Genomic DNA, 23,876 nt, shown 5'->3' on the forward strand with positions numbered 1-23,876 from the left:
TTATTATGTTCGCGCTTATTCGTTACCATTTTCTCGACTATACAAAATCGTATAAGTACGTCCCTCCTATTGCGATGTACTTTGTGAGCTTACTTTTTGTATATACATATAAACCGACTCCTATTGTACCAACATACTTAGAAACAGCTCTCGCCCTTTATTTATTATCTGCCTGGATTACAATCACAATTTTTCATACTGAAGACCCTGTACAAGAACAAATTACTATTTCTCATACAAATAATATTTCAGCATTATACGTTGGTAAATATATTACAGCTCTTCTCATTTGTACTGTTTTATCTTTTATATCCGTAATCTATCCAATTTTTTTGCAAATGTTTAATGAAGAAATGACAGTTTCTTTATTTTTAGTCGGATTTCTCGCTCACATGTCTTTCTCTATACTAGGAATTTCAATTGCAACTTTATTTACTAGAAATATGATTCAAAAAGCAAGCACAGCTTGGCTTAGCCTGACATTTATATTACTTATAACGATCGCCTCAATCCGGTTTAAGAAAGAGTTTCTATGGTTTTTACCACCTGTCGAAAGCTTCCTAATGCTTGGACAATACAAATATAATATACTGACTCACACGCTATGGCTCACAGCTTGGGCTATCGTATATTCATTTTTATTACTTACTTTATTTCTTTTTGTCATTCGCAAAAAACGTTTTTAATTACATATTAAAGGAGACAAACCAATGATCGGAATACTAGCAGGAATGGGACCAAAATCAACTGGACCATTCGTCGATACAGTTGTAGCAGGGTGCCAAACAATATACGGAGCAAAGCATGATATGGACTTTCCTCATATGATGATTTATTCTTGCCCAACACCGTTTTACATGGATCACCCTATTAATCACGAAGCAATGAAAAAAGCGATTATTGAAGGGGCACAAAAACTTGAAAGTACTGGCGTAGAATTTATCGCTATGCCTTGTAATACGGCGCATCTTTATTTTGAAGAATTACAACGTTCTATTTCTATTCCTATTTTGAATATAGTCGACGAGACGTTACAAGCTATTCCTGAAACTGCAAAAAGAGTCGCTCTTCTCGCAACAGAAGCGACAATTCAAGCTGGTATTTACCAAGACGGGATTGCAAAACGTAATATAGAGTACATTCATCATGAAAAATGGCAAGAAATGATTAATCAAATTATTACTTATATTAAATCTGGAGAAATTAAAGAAGCTCGCAAATTGTGGAATGCGCTCATTTTACAGTTGGAAGATGAAGTAGATACCGCTATTATCGCATGTACTGATTTGAATGTTGTGGCGAGTGAGGATTTTGTTGATTCCTCCCAATGTCTTGCTGAGGCGGTTGTGAAGATGTATGCAGAAACTATAAGGAGGTAACAATGAACATACCTTTTGAAATGGGGTACACATTTGATGAAAACCTTAGAGAAAAACCTATATCCCTTGCTGAAATGAAGCAAGGGATTGTGTTTTTGAAAGAGCATTTACATAAAAAATCGTTATATGGAAAAAACTGCGGCTTAATTGGCGTTTATGAACGAATCGCTGGCAACCTTTCTGAAAGTAAGTATTACGTACAGGAAGCAATTGCATATTATACAAATTTAAATAATAAAGAAGGACTCTTTGTTAACAAACTACGTCTCGCACACACATACCATTGGGAATAAAATTTCCATACGGCAAATACACTATTTACCGAACTTCAACATATGTTGCCGAACGTTCCTAGTTATGAAGACTTCTTCTACCAACATTACGGAAAAAGTAAATTAGATGAGGGTGACTTCCACACCGCCCTTACTTATTTTCAAAAGGCACTTCAAATTAGGCTACAAAAAGGAAATGAAGAGCTAATTCATTCAACTAAGCTTTGCATTGCGTATTGTATGTCTTGCCGATAAAATCTGCCCTAAAAACTTTTAACTTTCTTCACAATTCTTTCAAAGTAATCACACTTAATCTCGCTATATTAAATAAGTAGTTATTCATATAGGAAAGGTTAGGGGAACTGAAAGTATGAAAGTAAATCGTTCGCTTCATTACATTTTTTGGCGTTGGCATTTTTATGCCGGGCTTTTTATTACGCCGCTTCTTATTACATTGTCACTGAGCGGAATTGGGTATTTATTTCGGGAAGAGGTTGAAGATTTCATCTATAAAGATTTATATTTTGGGAAGAGTGCCCAAACAGAGTCTATTTCGATGGCTGATTCGCTTTTCTTAACAGAGAAAAAATATCCACATTATAGTGTGGCGAAAATTAGTGAGTTTAATGGGGATTATAATACGAGGCTTACTATTGCAAATGAATATACTGGGCAACAAAAATATGTGTATCTAGATAGCAATAATCAAATTGTTGGAGATCAAAATGCAAGTGAAACGTTTGCCAATATAATGAGGGAATTACATAGTTCTCTTTTAGTTGGTGGTACTGTCATTAACTACATTGTAGAGCTTGCGGCATGCTGGACAATCTTTTTAATTTTTACTGGGTTGTATATGAGTATACGCCAGTTCAAAAACACACCAGCATCCAATAGGCGAGAAAAAGCAAAACGACGTCATTCTATTATCGGTATTATATTTACAATTCCACTCATTCTGCTAGTCGCATCTGGATTACCTTGGTCAGGATTTATGGGTAACCAAATTTATAAAATCGCATCGTCGAATGAATCGATTGGATATCCAAAGTTGTATATGGCACCGCCTGAATCGAAGGTAAAAGAATTACCGTGGGCAACAAGAAAAGAAGCTCCTCCTGAATCGAATTCAAATGAGCCAAAAGCCATTTCAATTGATGAGTTACAAAAAGGAATTGAAATAAAGAAGCCATATGTTATCTCACTACCGGCTGATCCGAAAGGTGTATTCACCGTTTCGAAATCAAGTGGTTCCGGTATTACGGGTATGCATGTCGCACCAAATGAAGAAATAACAGCTTATTTTGATCAATATAGCGGAGAACTTATTTCCAAAACGGACTATCGTGATTATGGCTTATTTGCACAATGGTTCACTTACGGTATCCCGCTTCACGAAGGACATTTATTCGGATGGCCAAATAAAATATTATGCTTACTAACGACATTATCTTTATTACTTCTTATTTATTACGGAATAAAAATGTGGTTCGCAAGAAAACCAAAAGGAAAATTAGCAGCACCTCCAAAACAAAGAGATAAGAAAAGCATAATCGTTTTCTTTATCATGATGGTTATACTAGGCGCTGTCATGCCTTTATTCGGACTATCCGTGTTAGTTATTTTCGCGATTGAACTTCTTATATATGTATTTTCAAAAATACGATCATAATAAAAAGCATTTGTACTCCTGTGTACAAATGCTTTTTATTTACTATTTTCTTTTTTTCTACTACTTATTAAAAAGATAATATCTAATATGATAATCAATGCGATGATAATTTGAGCCATATAATCCATTGTAGTAGGACCACCCGCTTTATTCATCATCATATACATTCCAGTTACAAATGAAATGGAAAGTAGGACGAGTAATGTTACTTCAATATTGTCATATAACTTTCGAAACAATTGCTTCATTTTACCACCACCTTTACCATATTATAACAAGAAAACCACTCTACAAGAGTGGTTTTCTTCATCACTGCGCCATTTTCTTTCGGTACATCTTCCCGTTCCAATAGAAGAATCGTGAAGTAAGCCCTCCGTATTTTACAATGCGCCGTGCCATTTTGTGCATATTCTTTTGTGCTGATACTTTTTGATCTGATAAATAAATACCAAGTAACCCTCGGCTTATGAGACGATGAAACTTCGCATGAGGTAAATCACCAATGCTCTTCTCTGCTTCTTCTACAAAATGTTTCATACGATCTAATATCGCTTGCTCGTTTTCATAATAACTACAGAAATTCAAATCCCCGCCTATACGGTCTTCTTCTTGATCGATGAAATAATCAAGTAAAATGTGAAGTCCTTGTACGTAAGGGAAGTATCCTTGTCTAATTTTCGCAATATCTTCATCATGTAATTCATCATGAAATGCATATGCTACAAGACAGAAGATCCCAAGTGTAGAACCGGCACATGCTGAAAATTCAAACCAACTCATCTCTGGTAAGTTTTCTTTATGTGCTTCAAACCATGTTTTTAAGCGTGGTTCTCTTTCTTCTAACTTCACGTGTTTATGAATTTGCAAATCACAATAATAACAAGCAAGTTCATGAAGAACAGGAGCAATTTTGTCATAGTGCTTCGTTTTCTTTAAAACATCTTGGCATGTTTCAACAAGTTCATCTAAATAACCACCATCGTCTTGATCATCACGATAGCGATAATAATTACCGCCACCTTCTACTTCAGGTGATAATGCCATTAACATAGATTCATGCAGTGCGGCAAAATCATTTGGGTCAAGTGATGTACTGCGGTCACATAAATTATCTAAATAATCGCTGATTGTTTGATACGCTACGATAAAACGAATGCATTCCTCTCGGTGCTCATTTGCTAGCAGTGCTAAAATACCACCGCCTTCGCAATGAAACGTTTTATTCTCAATACTTGCGATTGCCTGACTATGAAGCTCATCATTCGGAATATGGTAGGCACGCTCTTTCCACACCGCTAGCTCATGGTGTACTACCGGAAACACATCACGGTATACTTTCGCCATGAGCGTTATGGGATTACTCGGTACGTTCACTTCTTCCTTCATCTCCTCTATTCAATGTACAAATAATTTACTTATTTGTTTCTATTATGTTATTGATGCGTATTTCAGTAAATGACTGAATATAATTCAAAATTTCATCACGCTCATACTCATTTAATAACTCGTGATAACAATTCGGCCATTCTTTAAAAGCCTTATCACTCATTTTAACATTATCAAACCACATGCGGACACGTGTTTTATCTACAAGTTTATCCTCACAAGCCTGCATTAGCAAGAGCGGAACATCTGGAAAATCATCTATTTTTTTATGAGCAATTTCGATAGACTTAATCAATTCACTATACCAACGTACTGATACTTTGCGCAAGAACAATGAATCATTCTCCATCGCGTCCCGAACTTCATGATTACGAGTGGACATTTCCACTGTAAGATTCGTTGCAAATTGCAATTTTGGTGCAACAACATTTAATATTTTTGAGGCAACTTGAAGCGGTGCTGAAGGTCCAGCTACTACGCCTAAACATGGCGAACTTAAAATAATGCCGTCTACATCTTCTCTCTTCGTTTCTTGCATCATACGAATGACAATAAGACCACCCATACTATGACCAAATATAAAAATAGGTAACCTATACTTTCTTGCCTCTTTCACCCACAATTTAACTTCCTCTATGTATTCATCAAATGAATCAATATGTCCTCTATTTCTTGAAGTCGTTCCATGTGACGGAAGGTCCCCCATTACGACGTGGTAGCCGATATGATTCCACATTTCCGCAACGGCTTCGTAACGTCCGTGATATTCCATTGCGCCGTGCACGATAACAACGACAGCTTTCGCTTCCTCTGCTTCATAATTCCACATACGGCTCTCCTCCATTTCACTCTTTCTCATAATTTGATACACTAAAACTAGTCTCTAGGAAAGGAAGGCTTTACATGATATACCCTTACAAAGAAAAAAATCCGAAAATTGCGAGTAGTGCTTTTATCGCTGACTATGTTACCATTACAGGCGATGTTTCCATTGGTGAGGAATCAAGTATTTGGTTTAATACAGTCATACGCGGCGATGTGTCACCAACAATCATTGGAGACCGAGTAAATGTACAAGACCAATGTACACTTCATCAAAGCCCGCAGTACCCTCTTATTTTAGAAAACGATGTTACAGTTGGGCATCAAGTTATTTTACATAGCTGTCATATTAAAAAAGATGCTTTAATTGGAATGGGATCTATTATATTAGATGGTGCTGAAATTGGTGAAGGAGCCTTTATCGGTGCTGGAAGCCTCGTTTCTCAAGGAAAGAAAATCCCGCCAAACACGTTAGCGTTCGGTCGCCCAGCGAAAGTCGTTCGTGAGTTAACAGAGGAAGACCGTAAAGACATGGAGCGAATTCGCACACAATATGTTGAAAAAGGTCAATACTATAAATCATTACAGAAATAAATTTCCGCTGCCATAAGATTGGCAGCTTTTTTGATGAAAACTAACTTTTTATTTACAAAACATTATTACTCCCTCAATAAAATCTTATTAAAATAAAAGCTAATATCTCCATATATATGTAAACGAGGGAGGAGAATTTTCATGAAGGTCAGTGGACTATATAAAATAGAATGTTACATTTTCAAAGGAATTAACCGATACTTTGATCAAAAAACATTAAATATCTTTTTCAGCAATATTACTCATATAGGTGGTGCTACTTTCTCAATCGCACTCACACTTTTCTTTTTAATTTTTGCAAAAGGGACTTTGCATCAAGCTGCAATCGCAACTGCTATTTCTTTAGCAATTAGCCATATTCCTGTGCAAATATTAAAAAGATGGTATCCGCGAAAACGTCCTTATTTAACAATTCAGGATGCGAAATATCCAGTCCATCCATTAAAAGACCACTCTTTCCCGTCTGGTCATACAACAGCCGTTTTCTCTGTCCTTATTCCATTTGTTTGCTATAATCCAAGCTTATTTGCTTTTCTATTACCGTTAGCATTATGCGTTGGTATTTCTCGCATTTATTTAGGGCTTCACTATCCGTCTGATGTATTCGTCGGTATGTGCCTCGGCACTTGCTCTGGCATCATCTCTTTTTATCAATTCATCCCACTTTTCACATAAAGGAGTGATATGATGAGAGTCGCCATTTTTACCGATACTTTTACGCCACAAGTCAACGGGGTTGCGAAAACACTAGAACGATTAACACGTTACTTTCAGAAAGAAAAGATCGCCTATTCTGTTTTCGCCCCTCAGCATACAGCTGAAGATAATTTCGTAGCTAATGTGAACAAGATGAGAAGTATCCCGTTAACAATATTATATCCAGAATGCCGCTTTTCTTTTCCTACTCCGCGCATTAAACGAGAACTTCTTTCCTTTAAACCTGACATTATTCACATTGCCACACCTTTCAACATGGGACTTTGTGGATTGTATTATGCAAAAAAGTTAAACATCCCAGTTGTCGGTTCTTATCATACTGATTTCGATGCTTATTTACGCTATTACAAAATTGAATTTCTCTCTAACATGCTTTGGAACTATTTAAAATGGTTTCATAGTCATATGCAAAAAAATTTCGTTCCTTCTTTTGAAACGTTACACCAACTCAAAAATAAAGGCTTTCAGGCCCTCTCCATATGGGGACGGGGTGTAGATTGCACACTCTTTCATCCATCTTACAATACAGACCTATTCCGAAAAAAATATAATATTACAGCAAAGTATGTCCTTTCCTATGTTGGACGGATTGCCCCTGAAAAAGATATTGATACGTTGCAACACCTTATCGTGCAAACAGCGCGTACTCGAAACGACATTCATTGGCTCATCGCAGGAGACGGTCCTCTAGCAACAAATTTACGTGAATCTGTTCCGAAAACAAATGTCACTTTTACTGGATATTTACAAGGTAAGGATTTAGCTGAAGCATATGCTTGTTCTAACATCATGGTATTTCCATCCGCTACTGAAACGTTCGGAAATGTCGTACTCGAATCACTTGCATGCGGAACACCTGTCATTGGTGCAAATAGTGGCGGGGTTAAAAATATTATTACAGATGGAAAAACGGGAGTTCTTTGCCCCTCCAAACATGCGGATTCATTTCTATCATCCATCCATTCTTTATTGCAAAATGAACAGAAACTAATACAAATGGGGCTAGCTGCTACGTCTTATGCCAAATCAAAAAGCTGGGATGAAATCTTTCGTGGCTTACTTGACCAATATGAAGAAGTCCTTCAGCATAACGCATCAGAATTACTCGCTTAAACAGAAAAACTCCCTTCAAAAAACGAAGGGAGTTTATTACACAGTTATAAATTTTAGTTTACTAAATGATACATTAGGTGAAATATCTATTTATTTTCATATCCATTATAACAAAAAGATACATAACTAAACAGACTTGTAATAAAAACCCATAAAAATTAATATATGGTTATACAGTATTTTTACTGTATGGTGATTTTAAGCGATTCCCCTTAAAATCAACGTACTCACATACCTTTATACAGTAATTGTTCCCCAATTTCTGTATATCAAAAAAACCTTTCATTCATTTGAAAGGTTTTTTTGAGCCTGCACATATTCTTCTTTCGTATTCACATTTATAAACCAATCCGCATTCGCTTGTACATCTTCACCAGCAATATATTTCACATTACATTGCGATAAAAGCTGGCCCATACTTCTTTTTTCTTCCTGAAGCAAAGCATAAATCTTTTCTTTGACACGGTTATGATACGCTGCAAGTAACGGTTGTTTTCTTCCATTAATAATAGGTACAACCGCATCATATTCATAACTCGTTTGCTCTAGCAAAATGGTAAACCATTCATGCGAAACATTCGGCGCATCGCAAGGCATAATAGCGTACCAATCTGCTTCTATATATTCCATTCCTGATACAATTCCAGCAAGTGGTCCATTTCCTTTATAATGCGGAATATCTTCTATAACAGGAACTTGTACGAGTTGCTCTACTCGCTCTTTTATATCGGAGTTACTAATGACCACAACTTCTTGTAACGCAGTTGTCATCACTTTCAAAATATGCTCAATAAAAGTACTACCTTGCCAGCTCGCTAACGCTTTCGGCTCACCGAATCGACTCGACATACCACCTGCCAATACAATTCCAGCATACTTACTCATTGGCGATGCAGCTCAAATGTAATATGACCTAATTCCGGTAAAATTAACTTATTCATCGCAAGACGAACTGCTCCGCTAGACCCTGGCATGGAAAAGACAACTTTGCGCCCAACTGTACCGCCAATCGCTCTACTTAACATTGCGCTGCTTCCGATATCTTCTAAATAACTAATCATGCGGAACAACTCACCAAACCCGACAATTTCTTTATCTAATAACGCTGACACCGCTTCAATCGTCACATCACGTTTCGTAATACCAGTACCTCCATTTGTTAACACGACATCAACATCTTCCCTATGATAACCAGCTAACACTGCTTGCTGAATACTTTCTTTATCATCTTTTACAATTTCATAAGAGGTCACTGTATGGCCTGCTTCTTTTAACAATTCATGTAATAGTTGTCCGCTCTTATCTGTCTCTTCCGTACGTGTATCGGAAATCGTCACGACCTTACAACGCACTTCTTTTGGCGCTTGTTTTTTATGTTCATTGACACTCATTTTTCATCTTCCCTTTCATTTTCTTGTAAAATTATGTATGAAGCAAAGAATTCAACATGATACAATATAAGTACATTTATCTATATAAAGGATCTTATTTATGTTTTATAACATAAAACGATACGTACCCATTATACCATTCCTAATTATTTTATCCCTTTTTCAATGTATCGCTTACGGGTTTGATATTAACTTTTTAAAATTGTATGTGCTTATGACTGATGGTGGTATTCGTTACTATTTGACTAGCACATTAATTCCTCTCGTACTTGCCTATATAGTAGATTTTATTTTTAAACATTCAATCTCTAAATAAGGAGGTCCACATATTATGGAACTTTATAAAAAATTAACAACAACATTTATCCTCTTATTTGTCGCTTCCATTACTGTTGGCTTTTCTCTAAAAGGCGCAATTCCATACGCTACATTAGTAAGCATTATATTCGCAACACTATTTTTACTAAGCAGTGCCTTTTGCGTGGGTAAAGCACGTCAAATGAAAGGTTGATTACATATGTTCGAGAAGAAACCAATCCTTTGTAAATCATGTGAAAAGGAAATACAAACGTATGAAAAAGCATGGATTCATATGCCCTTTCCAGCAAGTGGTATGACTAATATGAAAAAGTATATTGAGCTAGACGGCGAAGTTTATTGTGGTTCTTGCATCCAAGTAGTAAATAAAACAAAATAAAAAAAGCTTTGCGCTCACGGCGCAAAGCTTTTTTTCATATATTATAGACCAGCTTGCTCTTTTAAAGCTGCAGCTTTGTCTGTACGTTCCCATGATAGATCTACATCAGTACGTCCGAAGTGGCCGTAAGCTGCTGTTTGTTTGTAAATTGGGCGACGTAAGTCTAGCATTTTAATAATACCAGCTGGGCGAAGATCGAAGTTGTTACGAACTAGTTCTACTAGTACGTCTTCAGATACTTTACCAGTGCCGAATGTATCAACTGAAATTGATACTGGTTGTGCTACACCGATTGCGTATGCAAGTTGTACTTCTGCTTTGTCAGCAAGACCAGCTGCTACGATGTTTTTCGCAACATAACGAGCTGCATATGCTGCAGAACGGTCAACTTTCGTTGCATCTTTACCAGAGAATGCACCGCCACCGTGGCGAGCGTATCCACCGTAAGTATCAACGATGATTTTACGTCCTGTTAAACCAGCATCACCTTGTGGTCCACCAATTACGAAGCGGCCAGTTGGATTAATGAAGAATTTCGTTTCTCCATCCATTAATTCTGCTGAAACTACAGCTTTAATTACATGCTCTTTTAAATCGCGATCGATTTCTTCCCATGTAACATCTGGATGATGCTGTGTAGAAATTACGATTGTATCTACACGTACAGGTTTACCATTTTCATCATACTCAACTGTAACTTGCGTTTTTCCATCCGGACGTAAGTATGATAATGTGTCATCTTTACGTACTTCAGTTAAACGGCGAGCTAATTTGTGAGCAAGCGAGATTGGAAGTGGCATTAATTCTTGTGTTTCATTACATGCGAAGCCAAACATTAAACCTTGGTCTCCCGCACCAATTGCCTCAATCTCAGCGTCAGTCATTAGACCTTCGCGTGCTTCTAGCGCTTGGTCAACACCCATAGCGATGTCAGCAGATTGCTCATCGATAGATGTTAAAACTGCACAAGTTTCTGCATCGAATCCATATTTTGCGCGTGTGTAACCAATGCCTTGAATTGTTTCACGAACGATTTTTGGAATATCTACGTAAGTAGAAGTCGTAATTTCCCCCGCTACCAATACTAAACCAGTTGTTACAGTTGTTTCACAAGCTACACGTGCATTTGCGTCCTTTGATAAGATCGCATCTAAAATTGAATCAGAAATTTGGTCACAAATTTTATCTGGATGTCCTTCAGTTACAGACTCAGATGTGAACAGATGACGTTTTTTTGTCATGTGGTAAACCTCCCTACAGTAATTGTATATATTGTACGGAACTCATCCTTAATTTGCCACAAACTGCGACATACATTTATTCTCCCACACAAGCATACAGAAAAACCTTTCCTACTTTACATAGAGGAAAGGTTTAATTTGCTACTTGCATACTGCTTTTTGCCCTTTGCTCTTATCGTTCGAGACCGTTAGCCTCGCACAGGTTTTAGCACCTATTCACCTGTATTTACCACTACAAATGAGGTTGCTGGGCTTCATCGGGCCTGTCCCTCCGCCAGCTCGGGATAAGAGAGTATCCGTCCCAACCTATACTAAAGAAATGATATTCATTTGTCAATTAATATTCACATTTTCCTGAAAGTTTTTCTCAATACGCCTGGAATGAAATATTAATAAGGAAATAATACATTCACACAAACAAAAAGAAATAAATAGTATACATTATTTATATAATTGTGTTATACTCTTGTTGGGGATTACGAGAAATATTTCATTAAATGAAAAGGATGGTATATAAATATGAGTACTGTGAATGTCCAAATTGGTTTACACGAATTATTGAACGGAAGCAATGCACAGATTCAACTAAGTGTTCCGCAATTAGTGGAAAAAGTATTAATGCGAAATGAAGGGAAATTAACTTCTACTGGTGCCGTTTCTGCTTCAACAGGAAAATATACAGGACGTTCTCCTAAAGATAAATTTATTGTGAAAGAAGCATCGGTTGCTGACAAAATTGCTTGGGGAGCAGTGAATCAGCCGATCTCTGAAGAACATTTTAATAAATTATATACTAAAGTTTTAGAATACTTAAAAGAAAAAGAAGAGTTATTCGTCTTCAATGGATTTGCAGGCGCTGACCGCAATTACCGCCTACCAATTCAAGTTATTAACGAATATGCATGGCACAATTTATTTGTACATCAATTATTTATTCGTCCAACTGAAGAAGAATTAACAACTCATGAATCAGAGTTCACAATTGTTTCTGCACCGAATTTCAAAGCTGATCCAGCTGTTGACGGTACAAACTCTGAAGCATTCATTATGGTTTCATTCGAAAAACGTATCGTACTAATTGGTGGTACAGAATACGCTGGAGAAATGAAAAAATCAATCTTCTCTATTATGAACTTCTTACTACCTGAACAAGATATTCTTTCTATGCATTGCTCTGCAAACGTAGGTGAAGAAGGCGACGTAGCACTATTCTTCGGTTTATCTGGAACAGGTAAAACAACATTATCTGCTGATCCACACCGTAAATTAATCGGTGATGATGAGCATGGTTGGTCTGATAACGGTGTATTCAATATTGAAGGCGGTTGCTACGCAAAATGTGTAAACCTTTCTCACGAGAAAGAACCACAAATTTTCGATGCAATCAAATTTGGATCTGTTTTAGAAAACGTTATCATTAATAACCAAACGCGTATCGCAGACTATAACGATACTACTTTAACAGAAAATACTCGTGCTGCATACCCTATGCATGCGATCGACAATATCGTACTGCCAAGTGTTGCTGGACACCCAAATACAATCATTTTCTTAACTGCTGATGCATCTGGCGTATTGCCTCCAATCAGTAAGTTATCAAAAGAACAAGCTATGTATCATTTCTTAAGTGGTTACACTAGTAAACTAGCAGGAACAGAGCGTGGTGTTACATCTCCGCAAGCAACATTCTCAACTTGCTTCGGTTCACCATTCTTACCACTTGATGCATCTCGCTATGCTGAAATGCTTGGTGAAAAAATCGAGAAACACGATGCGAAAGTATTCTTAGTAAACACTGGCTGGACTGGTGGCGAATACGGCATTGGTAAACGTATGAACTTAGGTTACACTCGTGCAATGATTCAAGCAGCATTAAGCGGCGAACTTGCGAAAACTGAAACAGCTAAACATGACATCTTCGGTCTTGAAGTTCCACTTCACGTACCAGGTGTACCTGACGAAGTGTTAATGCCTGAACAAACTTGGGCTGATAAAGCTGCTTATAAAGAGAAAGCAATCGAACTTGCAAGCGAATTCAAAGAGAACTTCAAAAAGTTCGACAGCGTTTCTGAAGATATTATTAACTTAGGCGGTCCAATCGCTTAAGTACAAACTTTCTGTTGGAATAACCCTTTTACTCATATGAATAAGTGTCGTGTAACCGTAAAGTTTCGCGTACTCACCGACAAAACCCAATGCGGCTTAACGGTTACACACACTTACATAAAAAAGAAGCTTACGTTTTTGACGTAAGCTTCTTTCTATATCTTATATAAAGTACAACTTTAATCTCTTCATCTGTGACTTAGCTCATAAAATTGCATACCAACATCTATAAACTTACTGAAAATTCATTTTATAATCATTCGTTTTATAGTTTTTTATGATAAAATTTACATATACAGGAAAGGAAGAGGGCTATGAAAAATTTTTCTCGTACAGGAAAAATATTATTCAGTTATGGAGCCATTCAAATGTTTTGGGGACTTGTGATGCTTAACGTTAATTTATTTGAGCATACAAGTGAAACGATAAAATACATTATTCTAATTACCGGAATATTTTGTTGTATTGTATCTAACTTTTTTAAAGAACCTGAGAGTCATACTACTAAGTGATTTCATGTTAACTTATTGGAAGCGGAAACCTATATTTTATGCAAAGTTACGCTTCCTATTGTACTATCCCCCGCCGGATCCTCTATTTCATCTAAAAAGAGGCTTTTTATCTTTTTAGCTCTTTGTTAATTCTTCCTCATCTTTCATACTATAGTAGCCTAAATTCACAACGATTAAGAAATAGCCACCCAGAATCCCTACTGCAAATGCCCACATAACCATATGATGTTCAATTTCGTACATAATAACAGCACCTAAAATAGCAGCTGCAAACCGATTAAACATACCGAGCGTCGGTGCTTTCGTTTTCTTTACGATACTATCTCCAAGCTTCTCAATTCTTCTCCCTAAAAGCCAAACACAATACATACTTACAATCAGTCCAATTCCAGCACCTAGAAAATGAGCTGAAAACGGCGTTAACATCCATCCTAGTAAAAGAAAACCTAGTAAATAATACGATTGAATTTTAAACGATCTTAATGACATACTAATCATGCTGTTCTCCTCTTCAGTAATTTTTATCTATCCAACAAAAGCTGTATAACTCATTTCTTTCGAGTTCATACTACTTAAAATTCATTTCACTCAAATTAAAAACAACATAAACAGTATGTTTATGTTGTTTGAATATTTTCAGGAAATAATATTATACAAGATTTTAAACATCATATTCTCATAATTTGTGACGTTTTTCCAAACATTTTTCGTCCATTTATGAAAAAAGTGATATCAATCTATGAACATACGGATATGATGTAATAAGTACACAAATAAAGGGGGCGTCTAATGATTTATTTTCTAATGGCTCTCATTCACCTCATTATCCCTGCACTTATTGGACTTTCATTGTATTGGTACACGAAGAATCATAGTATTTTCTACGCTGTCCTCGGTGTTCTTCTTCCAGGTATTATTCTTATCACACTCTTCCGTATTCCATTTTTAAACTTAATTCCACTTATTACTGCTATCTTATTTCTCATCTTCTTACCAAAAATAAAAAAATAGGAAAGCAGATCATAGGTGATCTGTTTTCCTATTTTGATATAGGTTCCCCCGCATTAGAATGAATTTTTACTTTCTCTAATTTCACAAACCATAGACCGAAGAAAATAATAATTCCACCGATTATTTGTTGAAATGATACATATTCATTTGCCCATACAGCTGCAAATAAAACAGCTACAAGCGGCGTTATATACATATATACCATCGTATGTGACGCGCCAATTTTTTGAATACCAACATACCACATCACTAAACCAAATACTGTTACAAAGAAAATGGAATATAGTAAAGCGAATAGTGTCATTCCGTGTGTAATGTGAAATGGCATTATAAATACATGTGGTCCACTTAACAATAAAAGCGGAATCGCGCCAACTAACGCTGACCATGCGGTAACACGTAGTGCTGAATATTTTTTAATTAATGGACCTGCTAAAACAGGATAAAGCCCCCAGCATATTGATGTAATAAGTCCAATTCCGTTACCATAAAAAGAACTAGCAAGCGAATGCCCTGCTACTAAAACTAATGCAGCACCACCAAAGGCAATTATAGAACCGATGAGCTTTCGAGAAGAAAACTTTTCTTGTTTCAAGAAAATCGCAAATACAGTTGTAAAAATAGGTGAAATAGAAATGAGTAAAGAGGCATTTGTAGCGGATGTATATTTGACAGTTTCCATAAATAACGTTTGATACAGTACAATACCTACAACGCTAACGATGATTAATCTAGGTATATCCTTTCGTTCCATATAAACCGACTTTTCAATAAAAAATGTAAGGAGTAACATAAGCGGTGCCGCTGATATCATCCGAAGTGCAGTAAACTCAATTGCTGTAAATTCTAAAAGTCCATATTTAGCAATCGTAAAATTAATCCCCCAAATAATAACGACTGCTAAAATTAATAACTCAATCCCCCATCTTCTCATGCGTATCCCCTCCGCAAATACGATTATACAGAAAATTCAATCATATGTACATTTCATTATGTGAAAAAATCTTTGTGTTGTATGGAGAGGTTTTCTTTGTTTAGTACATGAAATTATATCAGCGATTTTTTAAATATAGCGACTTAGACAATAAAAAAAGATGGTCCAAAAATATTTTGGAACCACCTTTTCTTTCTTACACTCGAACGTGTAACTTCATATTTGGATTATAAAATTGGCTTGGGCTCTTCAGCTGAAAAGTTCCTCCAACTTCATGCCAATCAACTGTTAACTTATCATCCATAAATACAAGCTTTGTGCGATCTGCGATAAAATTCATTACGCTAGATTCGATATCCACATCGCGCTCATCTTTTTCTGCTACAGCTACTAAATCGATAATTCCGCTCATGACACAACCACAACCCTCATTATCGTAAAATAACTTTATATATTTCGTTTCATCCGGAATCGTATCCATAATCTTTTTATATGCGGCTTCTGTTACAGTAACATACATACGCTACTCTTCATCCTCTCTTCTCATATCCTTCATATATTGTACCATCATTTTTCTCTAAAATTATATACAGAAAATTAAGACTAATATACAATATATGTAATAAAGGAGGTTGTATCACTCATGTTCAAATTACTGCGATACCCCATCTTCTTAGGCCTACTCGGTAGCTTTTTTATTTCTAGCGGAATGGTATTACAACATATACTTCCCTATTCTCCTTCTATTGGTTGGATTTTAGGCTTTATTTGTTTCCTAACCGCTTCTTATTTTGCTATGAAAAAATAAGAATCACTTTAAAATCTATTTGCAGCTTAATTTTGACTTGGGTGTTACTTTCGGCCCACAAGAGAAACGTTGGCTCTATAACGATTCAACTCTCCTCTCTATTTTGAAATCTATACACAATACGATTGAACACACAAAAATATAGAATTCATAATATGTATATATTAGTTCTATTTTTAAAACAAATTTTTCAAAATATAGAAAGGAGAACATACATGTACCCACGTAATTGTTTTAGTTGCGATGGCAGACGCAACAGTGGCTCTAACGGAAACACTGGGCCCACTGGTAGCACCGGACCTTCTGGAAACAATGGCTCTACCGGCATTACTGGACCTTCCGGGAACACCGGACCCACTGGTAGTACTGGACCTACTGGCTCTGCCGGGCCTTCCGGAGCTGGTTTCCAAAGTACTACCGCCTTTAGTCTAGCAGCCGCTCCCACCTATAAAAAAGGACAAGTTGTCACTTATACGAGCAGCGGCTATGTTGTAAAAAAAGATGCACCTCAAGGGTTTCCGAATATATCTCCAGATTATATCGTATTAGTAGATAGTGGACCTACTGGGAACACTGGATCTACCGGCAATACCGGACCTACGGGTAATACTGGACCTTCTGGTAGTACTGGATCTACTGGTAGCACTGGACCTTCCGGCATCACTGGACCTACGGGTAATACTGGATCTACTGGTAGTACTGGGCCTTTTGGGAACACTGGGTCTACCGGCAGTACCGGACCTACGGGTAATACTGGACCCACTGGGAACACCGGACCTTCTGGTAGTACTGGATCTACTGGGAACACTGGACCTTCCGGCATCACCGGACCCACTGGGAACACTGGGCCTTTTGGAAACACTGGATCTACTGGTAGTACCGGGCCTACTGGAATTGCCGGCAGTGCATCAGCAAAAAGTATTGTTTTTCAAGGAACAAATGCTGGTTTTCAACGTATAGCAGGTTCTCCTGGAATTGACTCCAATGTTATTCCATATGTCACTGCTGGAGCCGGTAATATAGTTGGCTTTGCTGCATCTATAAATGTAAATAACTTACCTGCTGCTGTTTATACGATTAATATTTGCAGGAATGTCCCAACAAACCTCACTGCCCCTACCTCTAGTTACATCCTATCTACTCTTACTTTAACTACCACTGACAAAATTACAGGAACTATAGTATTTTCAATTAAACCAACGGATACTGGATCAGGACAAATTCAAGTGTTTAATCCTAATCCAACAGTAGGTCCCGCTACTGTAACTTGGACTAGCATGACAACTGGAAACTCAGTTTCGAGAGGAGATGCTATTTCCCTTCATATTACCCCTGGCATTACTGCAAGTGCTGTATATTCTATTTTTTTAATCACTGATATATAGCCCTTACTAAAAAATAATTTATTTAACAAAAAAAGACCCGAGATTCGGGTCAGCAAATAGAAATATAAATGAATTAAAATAAATAACAGACAAGTTCAGTATATACTATCATTGTAAATATATCCATATATTGGGTTTTGGAATTATATACACTATGTTAATATAATTAACTTACCTACCTTTATCAGAATGCCTTACTCTCATCCACAATAAAAAAGGGAGATCACTCTCAAATAAGTGATCTCCTTTTTAAAAATAGTTTTTCATGATATCGGCAATATAACCTTCACCGTCGTTCCAACCCCAACTTCACTTTCAAAACTCATTTTACCGTTGTGGTCTTTAATAATTTTTTCTGTAACTACTAAACCTAAACCTGTTCCCGTTTCTTTCGTTGTGTAAAAAGCTTCATTTAACTTCGGAATTTTGTCTTTTGGAATACCGCAACCCTCATCCTTAACTTGGACAATGATTGCATCTTCTACAGTCACTTTAATCGTAATCGTTCCGCCAACTGACATTGCTTCAATCGCATTTTTAATTAAATTAAAAAATACTTGCTTTAATCGTTTTTCATCGCATGTAATCGACGGTATGTCTTTACTATAAATACCTTGTATGTGCACTCCTTGCTTTAAAGCAGGCTTTCCCATAACTCGGATAACATAAGCGATAATTTCTTCTATATTATGAACTTCTGATTCTAGTGATTTAGATTTCTCAAATCCACTAAGTTCTGTAGCGATTGTATGAATTCGTTCTACTTCTTGTTTCATAATATCACTATATATTTTATCCTCTGGATATTTAATCGCTTGCTTATTAACAAATTTATCTAAGTTAGCTAGCGGTCTTCTAATTTTGTAACCAATAACTGTAGCCATTTTCCCAACAGTTGCTAGCTTTTCTGTTTGTTGTATTTCTTTATCCATCATCTCAAGCGTACGAACGTAAGATTGAAACCTTAAAAACATAATCCAACATATGATAGTAAATACACTATATAACGCCATCGGGATTAAAACGAGTGACGAGTGAATAATGATTCCTATAAGAGCGTATTTCCCAACAAGTATGCTCGGAACTAACCAAAAATATCTTTTATTCACAAAGAGTGGGGCAAATAAAATAAAAAATCCTTCTACTATATTCCCACCATCAAACTCAGCATCACTACCGTAGTAAATCATAAAATTATGGATAAAATCTAATAGGTTATATCCAATTAGAATAATATACTTTACTGCAAATGGGTTTTTCCATTTCATAAAGTATATTCCAGTGCAAAATAAGATCACCATTAGAAAATAAAGCCATAAACCTAAACCATCTTCAAATTGTCCTACTCCTTCTTGCTCTCCTCCTATTAAAGGTACAATAAATTCGTAGGCAAGATCGTATACAAAAAATATAATGAAAAATAAACTTAAAAATATTTTCAGTGCCTTCATTTCTTCATTTTTAAATATATCGTCTTTATTCATATCGTAACTCCTAGCTTTTCTCCCTCTTGGATTTCATTATTTCCACGTTGCTTCGGGAGCATGATATCTATTCTAGTTCCAATATCTCTTTCACTTGAAATATGTAATTCACCAAGATGCTGCTCAGTAACAAGCCGATTCGCTACAGTAAGTCCTAAGCCAATTTTATCTTGTTTCGTTGTATAAAAGGCCTCTTTAACACGAGCTAAATTTTCTTTCTTAATACCGTAACCATTATCAATTACACTTAGCATTACATAATCTTGTCCTTTGTTTTCTAACCGTAACTCTAATGTGCCACCTTGCTCCATTGCCTCCAGAGCATTTTTTATGACATATAGAAAGACTCCTCTTATTTTCCGCTCATCACATTCAACTTCTATCGTCTTTTCTTCCACATTAGAAATAAACTGGACGCTCGATTCATTCATTTTTTCGCGAACAATTGTTACTGCTTGTAATGCAATTTCACCTATATTATGTTTCTTATAAACAGAAGGTTTACATGTAGCAACTTCCATTAACTCACTTATCATATTATTCATATTTTCTATTTCAAAAATCATCTGTTTGTAAATAGGGTCCTCCCCATGCTTCTCTCGTTGTAATTGCGTAAACCCTTTTAATGAAGCAAGTGGATTTTTAATTTCATGTCCCACTGTCGCTGCCATTTTTCCAATTACTGCTAATTTTTGTGATTCACTAGCAATCTTAATACTTTCCTTTACCGCTGAAAGGTATTGTATAAATCGATTTAAAATGATGTATGCCGCTATTAATACGAGTGTATACATAATGAGGAACATAAATCCTTTTACTTCCTTTAATACAAATAAATAAATCACATATTTCCCTACAATAGTCGAAAGTACAAACACAAAATATTTTTTATTTAAAAATATAGGTACAAAGAAGATGAAAATAATTTCTATTATATTTACTCCATCAAATGCCGCCTCATTATAAAGCATATACGAAAGTATATTAACGATTTCTATTCCTATGTATGCAAATACACATGCATATTTAACAAGGTTAGCTTTCTCTTTTTTTATTAAATATACATTCACACCGAGTATTGCAGTTCCGCAAATAACTTGCCATAGTATGCTATGTCCCTTATCCGTTAGCAATTTGTTCTCTAATACGATTGCATAGAAAATTTGGTATGAAACAACAATGACATACAGCACCCATAAAAAAATTTGTGCATTCCTTTCTTCTTCTTTATATGATAGAAAACTTCCTTTCACTTCAACACCCCTTCAAAATAATATCTCGAAGAATACCATTTATTATAATAAATGATTTTCATAGACAAACAAAGATAAATCGAACATTTGAGGGAAATCATTCCAATAGAACAAAGTATCTTCAGACTATATATAAGCATAAAAGCTATAAACAATAATACGTTTATTATGGGAGGTGTTTTATATGAACGGCAAAAAAAATAAAAAAACAGAACAACTGGAATCCTTCACGCGTGAGAATGAAGGAAAGAAAATGACAACAAATACAGGTGTTACAATTTCAAATGATGAAAATTCTTTAACTGTTGGTGATCGTGGCCCTACCCTTCTAGAAGATTTCCTGATGCGAGAAAAGCTTTCTCATTTTGACCGTGAACGAATCCCTGAAAGAGTCGTTCACGCACGTGGATACGGTGCACATGGTATTTTTGAGCTATATGAATCTTTAGAAGAGCTAACAATGGCACACTTTTTACAAGACCCTTCCAAAAAAACACCTCTTTTCGTTCGCTTCTCTGAAGTCGCTGGATCAAAAGGTGCGAATGAAACAAATCGAGATGTACGAGGGTTCGCCGTTAAATTTTATACAGAAGAAGGAAATTTTGATTTAGTAGGAAACAATATTCCTATTTTCTTCATTCAGGATGGCATTAAATTCCCTGATCTTATTCATGCCCTTAAACCTGAGCCGCATAATGAGATTCCACAGGGACAAACAGCACATGATACATTTTGGGACTTCATCGCCAATAACCAAGAATCGGCTGCGATGATGATGTGGATTATGTCTGATCGTGCCATTCCAAGAAGTTTTCGAATGATGCAAGGGTTTGGCGTTCATACATTTCGCTTAGTGAATAAAAATGGAAAGTCACGATTCGTAAAATTTCACTGGAAGCCGAAGCTCGGCATTCACTCATTAATTTGGGATGAAGCGCAAAAATTAGGTGGTGCTGATCCAGATTACCATCGCCGTGATTTATGGGAAAATATTAATGCTGGAAACTACCCTGAATACGAACTTGGCATTCAAATTTTAGAAGAAGAGGATGAATTTAAATACGATTTCGATATATTAGATGCGACGAAAATTTGGCCTGAAGAAGATTTCCCCGTTAAAATCATCGGAAAAATGACATTAACTCGCAACGTCGAGAATGTATTCGCTGAAACAGAACAAGTCGCACTTCATCCTGGAAGTATCGTCCGTGGTATTGATTTCACCAATGATCCGCTCTTACAAGGTAGGCTCTTTTCTTATACAGACACTCAATTGGCACGCGTCGGTACAAATTATCAAGAATTACCGATTAACCGTCCAATATGTCCATTTCACAACAATCAAAGAGATGGTGCATCTAAATATATAATTGATAAAGGAAAAATCGCTTACCATAATAATTCCTTAGCAAATAACACTCCTTACACTGTACCCGGTACAAAGGGTGGGTTCGTTACATATCCTTCCACTGTATCAGGGCATAAAACGAGAGAAACAGCCGCCAGTTTCAAAGATCATTTCTCTCAAGCACGTTTATTTTGGAATAGTATGAGTAACGTCGAAAAGGTTCATATTATGCAAGCCTTCTCCTTTGAATTAGGAAAAGTAAAAAGTAAATCGGTCCGTCAACAAGTCGTAAATATGATTGGACATATTAGTAGTGAACTAGCTACATTAGTCGCTGAAGCGGTCGGAGCAAAAGTTCCAAATATTCAAGAATCGGTCGTTACGAAATCATCGCCAGCACTCAGTATGGCAAATACGACATTTAGTCCTAATACATTACGAGTAGGTGTCATTGTTGCAAATGGATATGACGGACAAAACGCGCAATATATACTAAATCAATTCAAACAAGTTGGGCTGCAGCCTGTAATTGTTTCCGAACGATTAGGTATTGTACAAGGAACGCAAAATGTACGTTGGGACGTGAATGATACTTTTTTAACAGGATCCTCACTTCTTTATGACGGGCTACTTCTTATTGGAGGAAATCTTGATGAACAGTTTCTTAATAAAGCGAGTTCATTTGTCGTAGAATCATATAATCATCTTAAGCCAATTGGTGCCTTCCAAAATGGATCTACTGTTATTCAATCTTTAAATATTAAAGGAAAGCCTGGTGTCTTAATAGAACAGAACCCTACGCTCCTGGCAAATGAATTTATTAAAGCTATGACGAAACAACGCTTTTGGGATAGAGCATATGAATAGGTTAGGGGGATAATTTATGTTTGTTACTGTCGAGAAAGATGTGCATATTTTTGTGCAAGACGTTAATCCCGGACCCGGTAGTAAAACCTTGTTCTTCGTCCATGGCTGGCCTTTAAATCATCAAATGTACCAATATCAACTCAATGTGTTACCACAGCACGGTTTCCGCTGTATCGCTATGGATATACGCGGAAACGGACAATCTGATAAACCGTGGACTGGTTACACATACGATCGTTTAGCAGACGATATCGCCATTGTTCTAGAAGCACTTCAAGTAGAAAATGCTACATTAGTCGGTTTTTCAGTAGGTGGTGCTCTTTCTATTCGGTACATGTCTCGCTACAATGGTCATCGCATTTCTAAACTTGTATTAGTCGATGCTGTTTCCCCCTCTTTCGTTAAAAATCAAGAATCTCCCTATGGTGTCCCAAAAGAACAAGCAGATACCCTCATTAATCAAATGTATGCCAATATGCCTAAATTTTTAAATGATGTATCTTTATCATTTTTCAATAGAAACTTAGGATCTGCTACTTTAGAATGGTTTTCTTATCTCGGCATGCAGTCTGCTTCCTACGCTCTCATCAAAATATTGCAAGCAGCCGCAAATGAAGACGTAACGAAAGATTTAAGTAAAATTAACGTCCCAACAAAAATATTCCACGGTGTTCACGATCAACTGATCCCTTACAAAAGCGCTGAACTCACACAAAAGCGGATTAAAAATTCTCAGTTACATCCTCTTACAAATAGCGGTCACGGCTCGCCAATCGATCAAGCGGATGAATTAAATGAAGAACTTATAAAGTTTTTGCATTCATAAAAATCTATACCAAATCGTTTCGATAGAAACGCAGTTTTTGAAAAGATTAAAATTCACA

The 23,876-nt window shown here is 36.4% G+C and carries 26 protein-coding genes, 1 pseudogene and 1 riboswitch; of the genes and pseudogenes, 16 read left to right on the top strand and 11 right to left on the bottom strand.

What is annotated here, in order from left to right:
- Positions 1-5: 5 nt before the first annotated feature.
- The 4 genes and pseudogenes from AC3WTA_RS11440 (at position 6) to AC3WTA_RS11455 (ending at position 3,323) form a co-directional block, all read left to right on the top strand.
- A complete protein-coding gene (locus AC3WTA_RS11440) occupies positions 6-686 on the top strand; it encodes a hypothetical protein (protein WP_000457768.1) in 681 nt (226 codons plus the stop codon).
- A gap of 24 nt (positions 687-710) precedes the next feature.
- The gene (locus tag AC3WTA_RS11445) at positions 711-1,379 is read left to right on the top strand and encodes an aspartate/glutamate racemase family protein (RefSeq protein WP_000579319.1); all 669 of its coding nucleotides are present in this window, start codon (positions 711-713) and stop codon (positions 1,377-1,379) included.
- 2 nt (positions 1,380-1,381) lie between these two features.
- Positions 1,382-1,906, top strand: a pseudogene (locus AC3WTA_RS11450) (hypothetical protein).
- Positions 1,907-2,021: 115 nt separating this feature from the next.
- Complete coding sequence (locus AC3WTA_RS11455) at positions 2,022-3,323, top strand: PepSY-associated TM helix domain-containing protein (RefSeq protein WP_492332883.1); 1,302 nt, start codon at positions 2,022-2,024, stop codon at positions 3,321-3,323.
- A gap of 35 nt (positions 3,324-3,358) precedes the next feature.
- Here the strand turns inward: AC3WTA_RS11455 and AC3WTA_RS11460 are convergent, their stop codons facing one another.
- From AC3WTA_RS11460 to AC3WTA_RS11470, 3 genes are all read right to left on the bottom strand, one after another.
- On the bottom strand, positions 3,359-3,571 hold the full coding sequence (locus tag AC3WTA_RS11460; RefSeq protein ID WP_000811315.1) for a hypothetical protein: 213 nt from the start codon (positions 3,569-3,571) through the stop codon (positions 3,359-3,361).
- 61 nt (positions 3,572-3,632) lie between these two features.
- The gene (locus AC3WTA_RS11465) at positions 3,633-4,697 is read right to left on the bottom strand and encodes a tetraprenyl-beta-curcumene synthase family protein (protein ID WP_001102481.1); all 1,065 of its coding nucleotides are present in this window, start codon (positions 4,695-4,697) and stop codon (positions 3,633-3,635) included.
- A gap of 37 nt (positions 4,698-4,734) precedes the next feature.
- A complete protein-coding gene (locus AC3WTA_RS11470; protein WP_000267433.1) occupies positions 4,735-5,538 on the bottom strand; it encodes an alpha/beta hydrolase in 804 nt (267 codons plus the stop codon).
- A 74-nt stretch (positions 5,539-5,612) separates the two neighbouring features.
- Between AC3WTA_RS11470 and AC3WTA_RS11475 the strand changes: the two genes are divergently transcribed.
- From AC3WTA_RS11475 to AC3WTA_RS11485, 3 genes are all read left to right on the top strand, one after another.
- Positions 5,613-6,125 carry a gamma carbonic anhydrase gene (locus tag AC3WTA_RS11475; RefSeq protein ID WP_000640203.1) on the top strand — a complete coding sequence of 171 codons (513 nt, stop codon included), beginning with the start codon at positions 5,613-5,615 and terminating at the stop codon, positions 6,123-6,125.
- Positions 6,126-6,266: 141 nt separating this feature from the next.
- The gene (locus AC3WTA_RS11480; protein WP_000868584.1) at positions 6,267-6,800 is read left to right on the top strand and encodes a phosphatase PAP2 family protein; all 534 of its coding nucleotides are present in this window, start codon (positions 6,267-6,269) and stop codon (positions 6,798-6,800) included.
- A 12-nt stretch (positions 6,801-6,812) separates the two neighbouring features.
- Positions 6,813-7,955, top strand: a complete 1,143-nt coding sequence (locus tag AC3WTA_RS11485) for a glycosyltransferase family 4 protein (RefSeq protein ID WP_098251602.1) — start codon at positions 6,813-6,815, stop codon at positions 7,953-7,955.
- Between the two features lie 282 nt (positions 7,956-8,237).
- Here AC3WTA_RS11485 and AC3WTA_RS11490 read toward each other — a convergent pair whose 3' ends face one another.
- Together AC3WTA_RS11490 and AC3WTA_RS11495 are read right to left on the bottom strand one after the other, a co-directional pair.
- Complete coding sequence (locus AC3WTA_RS11490) at positions 8,238-8,840, bottom strand: molybdenum cofactor guanylyltransferase (RefSeq protein WP_097860436.1); 603 nt, start codon at positions 8,838-8,840, stop codon at positions 8,238-8,240.
- Positions 8,837-9,346, bottom strand: a complete 510-nt coding sequence (locus tag AC3WTA_RS11495; protein ID WP_000115584.1) for a MogA/MoaB family molybdenum cofactor biosynthesis protein — start codon at positions 9,344-9,346, stop codon at positions 8,837-8,839. The genes AC3WTA_RS11490 and AC3WTA_RS11495 overlap by 4 nt, the downstream gene beginning before the upstream one ends.
- A 331-nt stretch (positions 9,347-9,677) precedes the next feature.
- Between AC3WTA_RS11495 and AC3WTA_RS11500 the strand changes: the two genes are divergently transcribed.
- Positions 9,678-9,857, top strand: coding sequence for a hypothetical protein (locus AC3WTA_RS11500; protein ID WP_000424809.1), 180 nt, complete (start codon positions 9,678-9,680; stop codon positions 9,855-9,857).
- A gap of 6 nt (positions 9,858-9,863) precedes the next feature.
- Positions 9,864-10,043, top strand: coding sequence for a hypothetical protein (locus AC3WTA_RS11505; protein WP_088107412.1), 180 nt, complete (start codon positions 9,864-9,866; stop codon positions 10,041-10,043).
- Positions 10,044-10,084: 41 nt separating this feature from the next.
- Here AC3WTA_RS11505 and metK read toward each other — a convergent pair whose 3' ends face one another.
- Complete coding sequence (gene metK, locus AC3WTA_RS11510) at positions 10,085-11,284, bottom strand: methionine adenosyltransferase (protein ID WP_492332884.1); 1,200 nt, start codon at positions 11,282-11,284, stop codon at positions 10,085-10,087.
- Between the two features lie 169 nt (positions 11,285-11,453).
- Positions 11,454-11,575: riboswitch (SAM riboswitch) on the bottom strand.
- 228 nt (positions 11,576-11,803) lie between these two features.
- Between metK and pckA the strand changes: the two genes are divergently transcribed.
- Both pckA and AC3WTA_RS11520 read left to right on the top strand, forming a co-directional pair.
- On the top strand, positions 11,804-13,390 hold the full coding sequence (pckA, locus tag AC3WTA_RS11515) for a phosphoenolpyruvate carboxykinase (ATP) (protein ID WP_000108819.1): 1,587 nt from the start codon (positions 11,804-11,806) through the stop codon (positions 13,388-13,390).
- A gap of 314 nt (positions 13,391-13,704) precedes the next feature.
- Positions 13,705-13,902 (top strand): hypothetical protein, encoded by a 198-nt coding sequence (locus tag AC3WTA_RS11520; protein WP_078182819.1) that lies wholly within the window; start codon positions 13,705-13,707, stop codon positions 13,900-13,902.
- Between the two features lie 114 nt (positions 13,903-14,016).
- On the opposite strand, the gene AC3WTA_RS11525 is transcribed toward AC3WTA_RS11520, so the two are convergent.
- The gene (locus AC3WTA_RS11525; protein ID WP_000624934.1) at positions 14,017-14,400 is read right to left on the bottom strand and encodes an ATP synthase subunit I; all 384 of its coding nucleotides are present in this window, start codon (positions 14,398-14,400) and stop codon (positions 14,017-14,019) included.
- A 291-nt stretch (positions 14,401-14,691) separates the two neighbouring features.
- Here AC3WTA_RS11525 and AC3WTA_RS11530 point away from each other — a divergent pair, with 291 nt between their 5' ends.
- Positions 14,692-14,913 carry a hypothetical protein gene (locus tag AC3WTA_RS11530; RefSeq protein ID WP_000639042.1) on the top strand — a complete coding sequence of 74 codons (222 nt, stop codon included), beginning with the start codon at positions 14,692-14,694 and terminating at the stop codon, positions 14,911-14,913.
- Positions 14,914-14,941: 28 nt separating this feature from the next.
- Here AC3WTA_RS11530 and AC3WTA_RS11535 read toward each other — a convergent pair whose 3' ends face one another.
- Both AC3WTA_RS11535 and AC3WTA_RS11540 read right to left on the bottom strand, forming a co-directional pair.
- Positions 14,942-15,847 carry a DMT family transporter gene (locus AC3WTA_RS11535; RefSeq protein WP_001255388.1) on the bottom strand — a complete coding sequence of 302 codons (906 nt, stop codon included), beginning with the start codon at positions 15,845-15,847 and terminating at the stop codon, positions 14,942-14,944.
- Positions 15,848-16,043: 196 nt separating this feature from the next.
- Positions 16,044-16,367 carry an iron-sulfur cluster biosynthesis family protein gene (locus tag AC3WTA_RS11540; RefSeq protein ID WP_000289559.1) on the bottom strand — a complete coding sequence of 108 codons (324 nt, stop codon included), beginning with the start codon at positions 16,365-16,367 and terminating at the stop codon, positions 16,044-16,046.
- Positions 16,368-16,490: 123 nt separating this feature from the next.
- On the opposite strand from AC3WTA_RS11540, the gene AC3WTA_RS11545 reads away from it, so the two are divergent.
- Together AC3WTA_RS11545 and AC3WTA_RS11550 are read left to right on the top strand one after the other, a co-directional pair.
- Positions 16,491-16,655 (top strand): hypothetical protein, encoded by a 165-nt coding sequence (locus AC3WTA_RS11545; protein WP_088610036.1) that lies wholly within the window; start codon positions 16,491-16,493, stop codon positions 16,653-16,655.
- Positions 16,656-16,870: 215 nt separating this feature from the next.
- Positions 16,871-18,040 (top strand): collagen-like domain-containing protein, encoded by a 1,170-nt coding sequence (locus AC3WTA_RS11550; protein WP_492332885.1) that lies wholly within the window; start codon positions 16,871-16,873, stop codon positions 18,038-18,040.
- Between the two features lie 263 nt (positions 18,041-18,303).
- On the opposite strand, the gene AC3WTA_RS11555 is transcribed toward AC3WTA_RS11550, so the two are convergent.
- Together AC3WTA_RS11555 and AC3WTA_RS11560 are read right to left on the bottom strand one after the other, a co-directional pair.
- The gene (locus AC3WTA_RS11555) at positions 18,304-19,524 is read right to left on the bottom strand and encodes an ATP-binding protein (protein WP_001030580.1); all 1,221 of its coding nucleotides are present in this window, start codon (positions 19,522-19,524) and stop codon (positions 18,304-18,306) included.
- Entirely contained in the window at positions 19,521-20,777 is a 1,257-nt protein-coding gene (locus tag AC3WTA_RS11560) for an ATP-binding protein (RefSeq protein ID WP_000678737.1), read from the bottom strand. The genes AC3WTA_RS11555 and AC3WTA_RS11560 overlap by 4 nt, the downstream gene beginning before the upstream one ends.
- 184 nt (positions 20,778-20,961) lie before the next feature.
- Here AC3WTA_RS11560 and AC3WTA_RS11565 point away from each other — a divergent pair, with 184 nt between their 5' ends.
- Both AC3WTA_RS11565 and AC3WTA_RS11570 read left to right on the top strand, forming a co-directional pair.
- A complete protein-coding gene (locus AC3WTA_RS11565; RefSeq protein WP_001013527.1) occupies positions 20,962-22,992 on the top strand; it encodes a catalase in 2,031 nt (676 codons plus the stop codon).
- 16 nt (positions 22,993-23,008) lie between these two features.
- Positions 23,009-23,818: an alpha/beta fold hydrolase gene (locus AC3WTA_RS11570; protein WP_000498269.1), complete on the top strand. Its 810-nt coding sequence runs from the start codon at positions 23,009-23,011 to the stop codon at positions 23,816-23,818.
- Positions 23,819-23,876: the final 58 nt, after the last annotated feature.

The sequence above is a fragment of the Bacillus sp. EB106-07-01-XG149 genome (genome assembly GCF_058791555.1).